Consider the following 14,937-nt stretch of genomic DNA (forward strand, 5'->3'; position numbering starts at 1 on the left):
CTCTATGATGCCTTTGCTTTCAGGTAGTACCTCGTTCATTTTAACTTTGTGCAAACATTAAACTGATAGCAACAAAATGAGAAAGATCCGAATCATGGAACATATCTCCCTGGACGGCGTGATCCAGCACGAAGACGGTGAAGACTTCGCGCATGGCAATTGGACAGCACCCTATCGAAGTCCGGCTGGGTTAGAGGCCGTCGTCGAGGCACAGGGCAGCCGCTTCGATCTGCTGCTTGGCCGTCGTACCTACGATACCTGGGCCGGCTTCTGGCCCAAGGCTGGGAATAGCCCGATAGCGAACGGTCTGAATGCTGCGACGAAATACGTCGCGACCCATAGGCCAAACAGCCTCGAATGGGGGCCGGTTGGGTCCTTAGGCGCGGACATCATAGAGGGTATTCGCGGCCTTAAGTCAACGGACGGCCCTGACCTGATCGTCTGGGGAAGCTCAACGCTGACGTCTGTGTTGCTCGACCAGGGATTGGTCGACGAGGTTGTGCTGCTTGTTTACCCGGTCTTGCTGGGCCGGGGCAAACGCTTTTTTTCGGACCATGCCGACCCGCGCGAACTCGCCTTTGTCAGCACGAAGGTTACCTCCACGGGTGTGCTCATAAATACGTACCGGTACGTTGGATCGTTGCGAAGCTAAGTCTGTTATCGAAAAAACGAAATAGATGTGACTAGTCTCCCCGCTTCATTATCCTAGGTGTCAGCTGCTCCTTTAATAACTTTCATACTCAAAGTATAAAGTTTCCGAAATACTATTGCCCGCACCCGTAACGCGCTTGGTTGGCAGATTAGCCGCGTTGTAGGCGTACGAGTATTGAGTGGCCGCTCCTCCCCCTGATAGGGCAGATGTTATATTATTTTGACTTAAAGTGACCAGGCTGTTAGTAATACCCCCAAAATAGGTGTTATCATTCACACTTGCACTTATTGGCATGGCAAACATGCCAAGTCTGGGAATGACAAATAGCCCGTAGAAAGGATTCACATTTGTGTCAAATGTATACGTGGTAGTTCCAGTGGTAGTAAACGGAGTGTTTCGGAAGAGCGTTGACGATGCAATAGCTGTCGTTATGTTGTTACCGGTGTATGTATATGAACCGCTTCCCGTAACTGAAACACCTGGAATACTAAAGGAAAAAGAACTACCAACTACCCGGTTGGTAGGATCATATTGAGGAGTTACCGACCAGCCCGTATTAGGAATTGAGTAATTGGTTGAGAGCCCAAATCTAGACATCTGACCGGTCCCGTTATAGCCATATGAATACAGTTCAACCGGGTTAGGTGAGCTTCCGGACCGTCTGACAATCTCGCGCCGAGCTTGGATTAGCCGATTTTGGCCATCATACTGAAAAACTGTATTTTCTACTTGTGCTGTGGAACTGTCTGGTGTCTGGTATCCAATAATCAGACTAAGACGCCCTTGGGCATCATATTTAAATGCGCTAACCTTCGACGTTCCGTTTTGCCCTTCTTGGGTTAAAGTTACAACCCGTAAATGACTGGCACCTGGTGTAATGTCTGGGATTCGGTGATCTCCGCAACCCCAAAAACTAATCAGCAGGAATGGATAAGCAAAATAGGGAAGTAAACGTGTTGTATTCATAGTGTTGTAGTGATAAGATACTATTATAACCTGATCATCCCCTCATACGCTGATGCTGGGTTTAGTTGATATTGACTATGCTAAATCGCCATGAAGGTATTTTGCTTTCATTGATAATCCTACTTTTTACAGGATAATAACTTTAATTAGTAGAACTAATTTATGAAACGGTCGTATTTTACTTAGATCAAATTTAACATTTGCCGTAATTCTCTGCTTATGGCTACCTGGCAACTGACGAGTCCTGTTATAGCAATTATATGAGGAGTCACCAACGTTTGTGTGGAATGCGTAGGTGACTGAACATTAGCCATCTATTGGCTTTGCCGACCAACTTTACTGAAGTTAGTTCTTTAAGAAGTAAAGAGGTATAATGCCTGAAGAATTTAGATATAGCCCCATAGCGCTAATTAGCTAGTTAGCGTCCTATTATTTTGAATCGGCTTTAGATGACGATGCTAAAAACAAAAATCAACGGGCAAAAGCGATAGCGCTGTTTGACTAATAAATAACTTATTAATCTAAAAAATAGACAGAATGAAAGAAGTAGACTTTAACGAAGCAATAACCCGGTCGCAAAAAATAAGGGAACTGTATCATGAACTAGAACGGCAACATCATGGAAGCGAATGGACTATTGAAGAAGATGCTCTGGCTTTTCTTACCGACGCGGGATTGGTCGGACGGCTCACCATGTCGCAGCAAGGCCGCTGGCCAAAAGGGGATAAAACGATCCCTGAATTAGAACATAAGTTAGGTGAATCTATCTGGTGGCTGATTATTCTGGCAGATCGTATGGATATAAATATTCAAGATGCCCTTGAAGCCTTTCTAACCAAAACAGAAAAGCTGTTAGAAAAATAAACGCCAACTGTTTAATTTATGATGTAAGCAAATAGGGTAAGTCGTAAACCATTAATTTACGGAGCAACCGCTTACTCCGGCCTGCCACAAAAGCAACCAGGGCGATGCTATTCCTCGCCTTGGGATGCACTTTGCGTTGGTTGTAGTTGTTTACAGCTTAATCAGTTGCCACTGCTGATTGGTGCCCCCCTGGGATGGCCATTGAATAATACCAGCACCATCTGCAGTGGAGGAACCATTCACATCCAAGGCTAGGCCACTCTCCCGGTTGACGATCCGATAGTAACCACCGCCCAGATCCGTAATTCGCCATTGCTGATTGAGGCCATTGTTGTTTTGATACTGGATAAGGGCAGTTCCCTGCGCTAACGAAGCGTTGGTAACATCAAGGACTTTGGCACTATTTCGGTTGGTGAGGGTAAATGTTCCGGTCCCCGCGCTGGTAATATTCCACTGCTGATTATTCCCTCCGTTTGAAGGCCATTGAATAATGGAGGCACCATTTGATAACGAACTCTGGCTTACGTCCAGCACCTTCCCGCTTTTTCGATTGACAAAGCGATAGTAAGCACCAGTGTCAAAGGAGGGAAAAGGCCCCCCGGGTGAATCATTGAGGCTCCAGGCGTATTTAAGTCTTGCCAAGCCGGTGGTGTTGGTTACCGTAAGTGCGTTACCATCGAATGTAGTCAGGCTGTATGAGTCGATGTAAGTCCTGTCCATTTTCATACGCAATCCCGGCCAGTAGACGCTGGCAATTCCGCGGTTGTTCATGACATCGGTGATGGATTGCAGGTATGCCAGTTCGCCATCCGTTGCCGAGCCTGTATAGTTCTTTCCCGTTGTCATTGGACAGCCAAACTCAGTTATGATGGTCCGAGTGGGATAGATAAGGTCCTGACCAAATTTAACGTCCCAACCGTTTACGGAAGTGATACTGGTATTGAAAAATGCGTAATTATGATACCCAAGCAGGCAACCATCAAACTGACTGTCGGAGCCAATACTATTGACATCCGTGCAGTAACCCGCCCCACCTATTACCACTCGCCCGCGCGGTACGGACGGATACCGGCTCAACCAATCCAGGTAGATACTTTTCAGATCAGTTACACTGTAGCCGTGTGGCTCGTTAAACGGCTCAAAATACACGTTGGGATTTGAGCCGTATTTGTTGACAACTACCTGCCATAAGTTCCAGAATTTAGTCACATCGTCAATCCGGCCATCTTTAGAGTTAGAGGCCTCCCAAACCGCCACAATAACCTTCATGTTCTTACTCACCGCTTTATCAATCGCCCCTTGGTATGAACCCCACCAGGGGCTCAGGACCGTCTGCGGGTTGAGTGGAAGACGTATTGTGTTAATGCCAAGCGTCTGAAATCCCGACACCACCTTATCGGAAGTGCTCTGTACGGTCGCATAACTATCCGTAATCGACAAACCAGTCAAGACAAGTGAATCGTTTGCGAAGTTGTCGCGCGCATCGGCCCAGTTTGCTCCGGCAATGCTATTTACACCCAGCCGGGAAGAAGCGGCCTTTGTCGATAAAACTTCTTTCGGTGCTAAATCGTTTTGACCGGCTTGATCGGGTTTGTGGCAACTGGCAAATCCAGCAAGGCACAAGGTGTACAAAATGAATGGGTTCATAACTGATATTTTAAATGGTTATCAACTAAGCGAGAACTCATATTCGGGTTCGTACTAAACGGGAAAACGAATGTCTAAAAATATCCTTTCAGCTTATTGAGACTACGTTGAAGGAATCTGCTCGTTGAGCGAGTACGTCAGGTCAATCTGAGTTCTGGTCGGAACCAGTCAGTTGTCCGCTCACGTTGTTGGACTCTTCCGTTATTTGGACAATAGCTAGACCACCCAGCTAGATCAGGCATAGAAGGAAACGTACTCGTTTTACTATGGAAGTACGTATAGGAATAGTTAACATTTAGAGGTTGGCAGATGCCCTTACACTTGAATGAACCTAAAATAAATTACAAGGGCTTATACAGTCAGTACTTGCTGGCTTTGGATTTGCCTGATTGAAGATGGTAATTAAATTGATTTATGTCAAGAAATTCTTTAATTATTATTTGAGAATATTCCCAACATGTATTGAGAATGTCCCCAAAGACTAGTTTGTCTTATTCCACACGGATCTGTCCATTAGATCATCTATGTGAATATTACTATTTCTGGGATCAGTATATTAACACTATCACCGATATTGCCTGACAGGTAAGTTTATGAAAATTCACCCTATCACGCGCCTTAATAGGGCAGGCAAACGTGAACGATGAAACCCGACGTCAGGTGCTGAAATTGACTGAGCAGGTCGATTATAAGTGTAATTAATTGGCTGTTTCACTGTGATCAACCAGACCTCAGACGGATTAAGTGATATGGTGAATAGGGGGTAAGTAGTATATTTCGTGACTGACTTTGTTGAAATTTCCGCTCGAAATGCGAAAAAACGTTGTATTTCTTGAAAGTTGATTGGAGGTTATCTAGTATCAGAATGTTCTTTGTGGAAAAACATTTAACCACATATAGCTGAATGAAAGCAACTTAACTCATTTCAGCGAGATGTAGTTAGACCACCTGAGGTAGTACGGCAGTTTCATCGGCTGACAACCCCGTTTCAAAACTAACCGTCATTTGTCTAGCTCTCCCTTCGCTATCGATCAATAAGCCAAGGGGAGGCTTGGTAACCGTTGGCGGTTGCTTAGCAAAGTATATGTCGAGTAGCTGAGTAAACAAAGCCAGGCTGGCTGGATCGTGTTCGCTAAACTGAACTAAAATGAACCGTTGTAAGCCGATGTGAAAAAATACCAATTCAATCCACCGATCCTGACCCGCCAGGCTGATAAACTGACGTTGGGCCACAAAAGCATAGCCCACGTAGCGCTCAAGCAACAATTTTTTAACATTGGCTACCCGGGTGCGTAGACTGAATAGCTGACTGGTTAATGACTGGGAGGGTGAGCCGGACGGCAGGATTTTCTTTGTATCGGCAAGTATCTGGCCCTGACCGAGTGCGGTTTGAAAATAGTAGCGTGACCTTATTAGTTTCTGCATGAATCTAACCGTCCAACGCTCATCTGCAGCTTGGTTGAGATAAAAAGATCTTTCCTGCAAATTATCCAGTTGCATTAGTAGTCTGTAATGAGACCAACAGAGTTCAGTACGAAGCTGTTTCCGTAGGTTAATTAATTCTCTCCCATCTGTGGAGAGAATAGGAAAGGCCAAATAAAACTGCTTAAAGCGCCACATATTTGGCAAACTATACCCTTTTCCAAATTCCTGAATCAGACGTTGCGACAGTATTTCAATCAAATGAATCCCATAATCAGCACGTTCAGCACCGGCCTGTTCAGTCTCCACAATGATGCGGCCAAGATGCCAATAAGCCTCCACCAGGGCAAATTGAGGGAAGGGGTCACGCTTTTGCTGGTCTGTGTCAACCAGTGTTCGCAGGTAGCGGAACAGTTCAAGAGCTTGTGGGAAGTCGGTAGATTCATTCATAAAAACACCAGCAACTTATTATAGGATAGACATGCACACTTGTTCTTACCAGAGAGCGAAATAACCGGAATGCGGAGCTTATTAGGGGCAAGATGGCATTGATAGCTACCAATTTATGTGATCAATTGTCAAAAATACGGGTAAAGTTGAACTACCTACACAATCTTAAATGCATTCCTTTCCATTGTACTGAGAGCCTCTATAGCTTACTCGCTGAAGTCATTCGACCGTTTCCACAAACGCGGATCTACAGAAAAGGGAGACATTCGGGCAACGGAGTCCACCTTCTGAAAAATCATACTCTCCTTGAAAATTGATATGTTTCCAACTAAGAGGAGCCGTATGGGGAATTGCAGCAAGAAGATCCTCACGTTCCTGACCGATTACTTCATTTAATTGTTGGGTAATACGAAGCACATTCCAACAGGTAATGGCGTTAGTCAGTACCTGTTTACTTCAAGCCATCACCAATAAATCTTCGCGGGTCGCGTACCCAATCATGCCATTTTTGCCTAAATTCTATTCAGCTGCCAATTATTGGTAGTTTTCTATCTTGGTTTGCGTATGATTAACCCTACGTTGGGTATCCTCTTCATGCATGTACTGGAGAACAGAGGTGAGGACATTGTGGTTATTAATAATTGATTCTTTTTTCACAAAAAAGTCCATTCTACGAAGTAGAATGGACTTTTTTGTGAAAAAAGAATCAATTATTAATAACCAGGATTTTGCTTTAAGATAACAGCGCTTCCGTTTTGTAAGTCAAGCTGTGTCTGCGGAAGCGGTAAGTATTCATTCTTACCTGCCGTGAAAATGGCCCCGCTATATGCGTTAGTTAGTTTAGTCTTTTCATACGTAAGGAATGCACTGATAGTTGGCGCAGCAATACCCCAGCGTACTAAATCGAAGAAACGTTGACCTTCTTCAGCAAGCTCTATTTTACGCTCAAACCGAACGCTGTTACGCGCTAGATCCTGCGATGCAAACGAAGTGGCTGGATAGGTACTAATCAGATAATTAGCTGCGGGTGTGCCATCAGCATTTTTTACAAATCCAGCTGGGTTAGCTGCACGAGTCCGAATCTGATTAACGTAATTCATTGCGGTTGCAAGACTGCCAACTTCCACTTCGGCTTCAGCAGCCATTAGCAAAACATCAGAGTAACGCATCAGAACAACGTTAGTAGCGGACCATCCTTTAGTCCAGTTCGATACATCAGCTACTGTGCCTTGTTGAGCTAGATAGAAAACGTACTTTTTGGTAGAATAAGGGCCGCCAAAGGCTTGGTTACGAGTCCAGGCGCTAGTGAAAACACCATAGTCAAGATAGGGAATCCCACGACGTCCAACGGTATGGTCAAGGCGCGGATCTACTGAGCGTGTATCGGGGGCGAAAGCATCGCCTGGCAGAATTCCCTGATCCGTTTTCAGTTCATTAGTGCTATTATCGTACGCACCATTTGCCAGTGTAATATCAAGAGGTAGACCATTGGCACCCGTCCGAAACGAATTAGCCAGATCAAAACTTGGCTTAAAGAAATCACAGCAAGTGGCCCCAATCCCGGCACTATAAGGATAGTTCAAGTTCAAGTCGTTAGAAGCCGCATCTGAACTACCGACGTTCGCTACATTCTGGGTAGAGAAAACAGCTTCTTCACTATTTTCATTTGCGGCATTGAACACTTGAGCATACTGAGTAACTAGGCCATATTTTTTCCCGTTAGTAGTTTTACCATTGGCAATAATGAGATCATACAGAGCTTTTGCTTGAGCGTACTTCTTCTGATACATATAGGTTCTTGCCAGGTAGGCGGCAGCGGCCCATTTATTAGCGCGGCCTGCCTGCGCGTTCGTCTCGGCTAAGTTCGTATAGGCAAAATTAAAATCAGCTTCAATTTTAGACCAGATATCCACATCATTCTTTACGGTGCTTGCGCCAGTTCCATAATCCATCGTTTCATCGACGTAAGGAACCATGTTGAAGGTACGTTTGAGATCAAAATAGTAAAGACCCCGCAAAAAACGAGCTTCACCTGAAGCTTGTTGTTTAACCGCAGCGGTTACTGTAGCAGCGGCTAGGGGAATGGTGCGTAGTACAGAATTCGAGCGACTTACCCCTTCGTATAATGCTTGCCAGCGATAATTTAATTCAGCGCTTGATGCATTGATTAGGTACGTTTCAAATGGAGTAATAGCATTAAAGTCGGACGGATCAGATCCTTTGTTGGCGTCTCCGCCCATAATGCTACCATAGACCCAGTTGGTCGGACTAGCGGTTTGTGAGTAACCACGTCCGTTTAGCTCAGTATAAGCACTGATTACCAAACCCTGTATGCCACTTGTAGTCGTTAAGTCCACATTTGTCAACTGACTATTCGGGGCTACATCTAAAAATGAATCCTTACAGGCTAGCGTAATTATGGTCAAAAGTAGTGTAAGACTCACTCCTTTTGCGATTGTGTTTTTCATGTTATGTTTTTTCTAAAAATAGATTTATCAAATTTTACGAAAAGTTGCCTTTTTTAAAGGCAACTTTTCTAGCTGGGTTGATTAAAAACCAATGCTCACCCCTGCATTGTAGCTCCGTGTGATTGGGTAATTACCTACGTCGATACCTAGGTTCTGGTCAGCAGCACCACCTACACCCGGATCGAGACCTTTGTAGCCTGTAACCGTGAAGACGTTGTTAGCGGAGATAGAAAATCGTACCCGACTCAGGTTTATTTTGTTTAGTAGGGACGCGGGTAAAGTGTAGCCGAGAGTAATATTTTGCATCCGCAGGAAAGAACCGTTCTCAACATAAAATGAGTTAGGAACCGTATTTGTACTAAAGTTCGATACATCCTCAAAAATGGGTTGTGTCGTATTCATGTGCGTAGGTGTCCATGAATCTTTTACACGTGAGCTGATAGCCGCTCCTGAGAAGGATGGGTAAAAATCAGTGAACCATTTCGACATATTGAAAATTTTGTTCCCTACTGAGGCATACAGATAAGTAGACATATCAAAACCTTTATAGGTAAGTGATAATGTTAAACCACCTGTGAACTTTGGAATAGGGCTACCCAGAAAAGTCCGGTCTGCATCTGTAATCTGTCCATCACCGTTAGTATCCTGGTAGCGGAACCGCCCAACACCTGCCCCATCCTGCGTAGGAGCCGCATTCACTTCTTCCTTGCTGTTGAACAAACCAACTACTTTATAACCATAGAAAGCGGCTAGACTTTGACCAGGAGCATTTCTGGTTTCAGGCAATGACAGCCGGTTGGTGCCAGGAGAAACATCAAAATAAGGAACACCTGGTGCCAGAGTAAGGATTTTGTTCTGTAAGAAACTACCCGTTACGTTTACTTCATAACCAAGATCGCTAGCTACTTTTCCCCGGGTAATTATCTGGATGTCGATACCCTGGTTTCTCATGCTGGCGATATTTACGGATGGGGCAGTTGCCCGTTGTCCAATTACACCTGGAATAGGCACCTGGAATAATAAGTCTTTGGTGTCTTTGCGCCACAAATCAAAGACTAAATCAAGTTTACCACGCAGGAACGAACCATCAATACCAATGTTAGTAGTGGTACTGGTCTCCCATTTCGCATTCGGGTTACCGATTCGGCTGCGGTAGAAGCCTGGGTCTACACCGGCGTTGCCACCACTGATGTCATACGAATTGGCAATGTTAGACTGGTACAAACTATACTGGTTGTTGGGATCTACGTTATTTGAGTTGCCCATCTGTCCCCAGCCACCCCGAATTTTCAGATCGGTAATGAACGGTAGGTTCTTCATGAAAGATTCGCTTGATAACCGCCAGGCAGCTGAGAGAGCAGGGAAAACACCAAAGCGATTGGAAGCACCAAACCGTGATGAGCCATCCCTACGAACGACAGCTGTTACCAAGTATTTATCCAGCAAGCTGTAGTTTATACGGCCGAACTGAGAATAAAAAGTTACCCCACTGAATAAATCACTGTTTACCTGCCGGCCTGTAGCGGAAGATGTCGTAATAGTGGCATAGTTGGGATCGGTTGAATAGGGGTTAACACCTACGCCACTTACATCCCGGCCAAAGCCAGTATTCAGGGCTTCAATACCACCTAAAAGATCAATACTGTGGATACCGAACTTCCGCTTATACTGAGCCGTGTTCGTGAATGTCCAGGCTAAAGTGTACCCTCCTCCTTCGTTGATTCTAAAACCGCCATTATTACCTTCCGCGTTCTCATACGTATTGCGTGAGGTAGTTTTATTATAGTAGTTAGTAATCGATCCACCAATGCTACTGCGGATGGTTAAATCTGGAATGACATCATATTCGAGGTAAGCATTTCCAAATAAACCTACGCTAAACTGTTTATTATTTTTAGCTGCATCCCGGCTGGCTCTGGGGTTAGCTGGGTTATTAAACCCTTTAGCTGCCGTACCAGCATAACCACCAAATACATCATAAACAGGAATGATTGGGGCCATACGGAAAGCCGTTAAAATTTCGCTTTCTTCCTGTGACAGGTTTTGTCCATTAGTACCACCAACTTGGCCTGAGTTGTCGATGTAGGTTGCCTGTATATTTTCACCAAAACGAAGCTTTTTATTCTTAAGAATGTCAAAGTCCGAGTTAGCGCGGAGCGTATAACGGGCAAAGTTATTGTTTAACAAAATACCGGCCTGTGTCTGCTGGCTAAGGCTAATATAGTATCGCCCGCTTTCATTTCCACCCGAAAAACCAAGAGTATGGCGCATCAGGGGGGCAGTCCGGGTAATCGCCTTATACCAGTCGGTACCGGCTTTGTTGGCTGCTGTTACCTGATAGATGGGTCCAACCGAAGCATCAACATTGTACTTCGCCTTCTCAGCGGCCAAATCAACAGTACCTCTCACGCCAAACTGACTACCAACTTGTAAATAGTCAGGCAAAATGGGAGTTGATCCAGCACCATATTGGCCGCTGGCAATACCTGAAAAGTCAATTGGTTGACCTAGGGCAGTCTCTCTGTTCCGCACAGCATTCCAAGTCCAGTCAGCCTGTTCCTGCGGATTCAAAACCGCTGGGGCATGACCTGGGTCAGTAAATCCATACAAACCGTCATAAGTAACGCTCATTCTCTGATTCTTGCGTGTACCTCTTTTGGTAGTAATAACAATTACGCCATTTGCGGCCCGGGCTCCGTAGATAGAAGCGGCTGCGGCATCTTTCAGAACGGTCGTTGATTCGATATCATCAGGACTTATTTGACCACTACCCCCAGTTGGTACTCCGTCGATGATATACAAAGGTGTGTTACCACCGAATGCGCCAAACCCACGTACCCGAACCGTATTACTGGCACCGGGCTGTCCACTGGCAATTACGGTAACGCCCGCTACCCGGCCCTGAAGCTGGGTTTCCACGTTTGCCGAGGGAACCGCCTTTAAATCTTTAGATTTTACGGTTGCTACAGCACCGGTGTTATCCCGTTTGCTATCGGTGGTATAACCCGTCACAACAACTTCATTCAAGGAAGTTGCATCTTCTTCGAGCTTAACGGTAACCGCTGTCTGATTACCTACCGTTACCTGTACTGGCTTGTAGCCAATGGCTGAAATTGACAGTACATCAGCCGATCCGCGTAGCGTCAGTGTAAATGCACCATTAGCATCTGTTGTCGTACCGACAGTAGTACCTTTAAGCACTACGTTAGCACCTGGTATTGTTTCACCATTACTGGTTACAGTGCCCGTAATCCGGCGGTCCTGTGCCAAAACGGTTATGCTTGACATAAGCATAAATGCCCCCAGTATCAAATACTGGAAGGTCTTGTAAAAATTTGTGTCCATGCAGGTTGTATATATTGGTAAAATGTAAATCAAAATTAATATGATAACTTCATTATTCAACGTCTAAATTGCCGTATTACAATACGGGTTTGGCTCTATTATTTATATAAATCTGGTAATAATTAAACCCATAGATATAATATACTCATTACAAGACATTTAATATATTATAAAATGTAAATTATTTCATATTATATAGTATATTAAATATCCTGTATCGAGTAATTTTAATCTGAATGGGTGGTTGACACAGTACATATACCATGCGTTATAGCGTTTGTTAGTAGCGAAGGCTTCTCGATATATTGAATAATAATATCAATATATGTGTATTTTAGCCATTTACTAAGTAGACTCAATTTATGATTCACCGGTATTTATCTTTTGCTTTATTTGTTTTGCTTGGCTGGGTTACAATGGCCTGCGAGTCTACTTCGAACCAACTCTTTACCCTGTTACCAGCCGAAAAAACTGGAATTACGTTTGCAAATCGCATCACGGATAATGATTCGATGAGTATTCTGGATGTTGAGTATTTTTATAATGGAGGAGGAGTGGCCCTGGGTGATTTCAATAAAGATGGTTTACCTGATGTCTTCTTTACGGGAAATCAAGTCACGAATCGGCTTTACTTAAACAAAGGAGATTTTAAGTTTGATGACATTAGTGCATCCGCTGGCATTACGGGGGGTGGAAAATGGTGTTCAGGAGCTACCGTGGTTGACATCAACAATGACGGCTGGCTGGATATTTACGTAAGTGCCACACTGAGTAAGACCGCAAAAAAACGTGAGAATCTACTTTATGTAAATCAGGGGTTGCATAACGGGAAACCGGTATTCCGGGAATTGGCCCACGAATACGGTATTGCGGACGATAGTTATACAACCAATGCGGCTTTTTTCGATTACGACAACGACGGTGATCTGGACCTCTATTTACTTACCGACCGCATTGACGAATCCCCTAATGTATATCACACTAAAGTGAATGATGGTTCTTCCCTGAATACTGACTTGTTATTTCGCAATGACTTTAACAAGGAAGTGGGACATCCATTCTTTACGAATGTCTCTAAACAGGCGGGTATTGTGCATGAGGGTTATGGACTTGGCATGAATATAACAGACATCAACCGGGATGGCTGGAAGGATATATATGTGACCAATGATTACCTCTCCGACGATCTGCTATATATCAACAATCACGATGGCACCTTTACGGATCGGGCTGCTGAGTACTTCAAGCACACTAGCAATACAGCGATGGGCAATGATGTGACCGACATTAACAATGATGGTTTAGTCGATGTAGTGGCACTTGATATGATGCCTCGCGATAATTACCGCAAAAAGACGATGCTGGGCGCTAATAATTACCAGACGTACCTCTATAATGATGAATTCAAATACAACTATCAGGTAGTACGTAACACGCTACAACTTAATCAGGGACTACGGCCTAACTCAACCATACCTGCTTTTAGCGAAATCAGCTTATTGGCTGATGTCGCCGAAACCGACTGGAGTTGGGCACCAATGGTTGCTGACTTCGATCATGATGGTTTCCGCGATCTACTCATCACCAATGGCTTTCCAAAGGACGTTACTGATCGCGACTTTATGACGTTTCTGACCGAGAGCTCTCAAATTGCTCCCAGAGACTATAAACTGGCCCAAATTCCGGTTGTCAAGATTAACAACTACGCGTTTCATAATAATGGTAATCTGACGTTTTCAGATGTTACCAAAAATTGGGGTATCAACACCCCCTCTTTCTCAAATGGTGCGGCCTACGGTGACCTCGATAACGATGGTGACCTCGATTATGTGGTTAACAACATTAATGATTCCGCTTTTGTCTACCGTAACAACCTCATCGAGCGTAAACCGGAGAAGGCTAATTACCTGCGGGTGAAGTTCGCCGGTCCAGCGCTGAATCGAATGGGACTTGGGGCCATTGTCGAATTACACTACGGGAAACTCAATGACCAGCAGCAGGTATATGAGCACAGTCCGTACCGGGGTTATCTCTCAACCGTTGAACCGGTAGCCCATTTTGGGTTGGGTGCCGTTACTACAATCAGCGAAGTTCGTATCATCTGGCCCGCCAACGGCACCCAAGCCGCCCGGCAGCAGACGTTGCGTAATGTGAAACCCAATCAGGTATTAGTGGCGGATATTCGCAACGCCCATGACCCCCTCGCCCTCCCGGCTAAACAACCCGCCAGCCTTTTTACCGAAGTAACCGATTCACTGAAGGTGGTATACCAGCATCAGGAACCGGAATATATCGATTTCAACACTCAGAAGTTACTGCCGCATAAATTTTCGCAGTACGGACCCAGCCTATCCGTTGGGGATGTAAACGGTGATGGCTTAGATGACCTGTTTATTGGTGGCTCAACAGCTAACAAAGGACATTTCCTCATTCAAACGGCCACTGGCTCATTTGTCGATAAAGACTGGCTGCCTATCGAAACAGGGCCTGGCCGTAAGATTGAGGAAGATATGGGCACCCTCCTGTTCGATGCCGACGGCGATGGCGATCTGGACTTGTACGTTGCCAGCGGAGGTACCGAGGGGCAGGCCAACACCCCCGCCTTTCAGGACCGGCTTTATTTGAACGACGGGCCGAATGGGAAAGGGACATTCATCTTAAGTCCCCAGGCGCTTCCCCAAAATAGGGTGAGTAAATCATGCGTGAAAGCAGCCGATTTCGACCGGGATGGCGATCTGGATCTGTTTATCGGTGGCCGTGTTGAACCCGATCATTACCCAAAACCCGTATCGAGTTTTATATTACGCAATGAGGGCTCGTCCAAAGCCGGTCCGCTTCGATTTACTGACGTCACGAAGGCCGTGGCGCCAGCTCTGCAAAATATCGGGTTGGTGTGTGATGCCCTGTGGACAGACCCCGACAACGATGGTTGGCCTGATCTGATGCTGGCGGGCGAATTTATGCCCCTAACACTGCTGAAAAATCAACGGGGCAAGCTAAGCAAAACCACCACCGGGCTGGAAGCACAAAAAGGCTGGTGGAACTCGCTGGTCGCCGGTGACTTCGACCGCGACGGCGATATCGATTACCTAGCCGGTAACCTGGGCCGCAATGCCCGCATGC

The 14,937-nt window shown here is 45.2% G+C and carries 9 protein-coding genes; 3 read left to right on the forward strand and 6 right to left on the reverse strand.

Going from position 1 to position 14,937, the window contains the following annotated elements; translation table 11 throughout:
- Positions 1-76 precede the first annotated feature (76 nt).
- Positions 77-652, forward strand: coding sequence for a dihydrofolate reductase family protein (locus ACFS25_RS12970; protein ID WP_381501205.1), 576 nt, complete (start codon positions 77-79; stop codon positions 650-652).
- Between the two features lie 72 nt (positions 653-724).
- Here the strand turns inward: ACFS25_RS12970 and ACFS25_RS12975 are convergent, their stop codons facing one another.
- The gene (locus tag ACFS25_RS12975; RefSeq protein WP_381501209.1) at positions 725-1,618 is read right to left on the reverse strand and encodes a hypothetical protein; all 894 of its coding nucleotides are present in this window, start codon (positions 1,616-1,618) and stop codon (positions 725-727) included.
- A 537-nt stretch (positions 1,619-2,155) separates the two neighbouring features.
- Between ACFS25_RS12975 and ACFS25_RS12980 the strand changes: the two genes are divergently transcribed.
- Positions 2,156-2,482, forward strand: coding sequence for a nucleoside triphosphate pyrophosphohydrolase family protein (locus ACFS25_RS12980; RefSeq protein ID WP_381501212.1), 327 nt, complete (start codon positions 2,156-2,158; stop codon positions 2,480-2,482).
- Positions 2,483-2,632: 150 nt separating this feature from the next.
- Here ACFS25_RS12980 and ACFS25_RS12985 read toward each other — a convergent pair whose 3' ends face one another.
- The 5 genes from ACFS25_RS12985 to ACFS25_RS13005 all read right to left on the reverse strand — a co-directional run bounded on the left by ACFS25_RS12985 (position 2,633) and on the right by ACFS25_RS13005 (position 11,814).
- Positions 2,633-4,129 carry an RICIN domain-containing protein gene (locus ACFS25_RS12985; RefSeq protein ID WP_381501213.1) on the reverse strand — a complete coding sequence of 499 codons (1,497 nt, stop codon included), beginning with the start codon at positions 4,127-4,129 and terminating at the stop codon, positions 2,633-2,635.
- A gap of 939 nt (positions 4,130-5,068) precedes the next feature.
- Complete coding sequence (locus ACFS25_RS12990) at positions 5,069-6,001, reverse strand: DUF1016 N-terminal domain-containing protein (RefSeq protein WP_381501216.1); 933 nt, start codon at positions 5,999-6,001, stop codon at positions 5,069-5,071.
- Positions 6,002-6,220: 219 nt separating this feature from the next.
- Positions 6,221-6,445: a Tn3 family transposase gene (locus ACFS25_RS12995; RefSeq protein WP_381501230.1), complete on the reverse strand. Its 225-nt coding sequence runs from the start codon at positions 6,443-6,445 to the stop codon at positions 6,221-6,223.
- A gap of 269 nt (positions 6,446-6,714) precedes the next feature.
- Positions 6,715-8,469 (reverse strand): RagB/SusD family nutrient uptake outer membrane protein, encoded by a 1,755-nt coding sequence (locus tag ACFS25_RS13000; protein ID WP_381501219.1) that lies wholly within the window; start codon positions 8,467-8,469, stop codon positions 6,715-6,717.
- An 81-nt stretch (positions 8,470-8,550) separates the two neighbouring features.
- Positions 8,551-11,814: a SusC/RagA family TonB-linked outer membrane protein gene (locus tag ACFS25_RS13005; RefSeq protein ID WP_381501222.1), complete on the reverse strand. Its 3,264-nt coding sequence runs from the start codon at positions 11,812-11,814 to the stop codon at positions 8,551-8,553.
- A gap of 362 nt (positions 11,815-12,176) precedes the next feature.
- Between ACFS25_RS13005 and ACFS25_RS13010 the strand changes: the two genes are divergently transcribed.
- A partial coding sequence (locus ACFS25_RS13010; RefSeq protein WP_381501225.1) for an FG-GAP-like repeat-containing protein occupies positions 12,177-14,937 on the forward strand: 2,761 nt, incomplete at its 3' end.

The sequence above is a fragment of the Spirosoma flavum genome, from assembly GCF_042686045.1.
GTDB classification, from domain to species: domain Bacteria; phylum Bacteroidota; class Bacteroidia; order Cytophagales; family Spirosomataceae; genus Spirosoma; species Spirosoma flavum.

Coding starts and splice junctions, on each gene's coding strand:
- ACFS25_RS12990 (WP_381501216.1), bottom strand. CDS start 6,001: ATGAATGAATCTACCGACTTCCCACAAGCTCTTGAACTGTTCCGCTAC.
- ACFS25_RS12985 (WP_381501213.1), bottom strand. CDS start 4,129: ATGAACCCATTCATTTTGTACACCTTGTGCCTTGCTGGATTTGCCAGT.
- ACFS25_RS12980 (WP_381501212.1), top strand. CDS start 2,156: ATGAAAGAAGTAGACTTTAACGAAGCAATAACCCGGTCGCAAAAAATA.
- ACFS25_RS12975 (WP_381501209.1), bottom strand. CDS start 1,618: ATGAATACAACACGTTTACTTCCCTATTTTGCTTATCCATTCCTGCTG.
- ACFS25_RS12970 (WP_381501205.1), top strand. CDS start 77: ATGAGAAAGATCCGAATCATGGAACATATCTCCCTGGACGGCGTGATC.
- ACFS25_RS13000 (WP_381501219.1), bottom strand. CDS start 8,469: ATGAAAAACACAATCGCAAAAGGAGTGAGTCTTACACTACTTTTGACC.
- ACFS25_RS13005 (WP_381501222.1), bottom strand. CDS start 11,814: ATGGACACAAATTTTTACAAGACCTTCCAGTATTTGATACTGGGGGCA.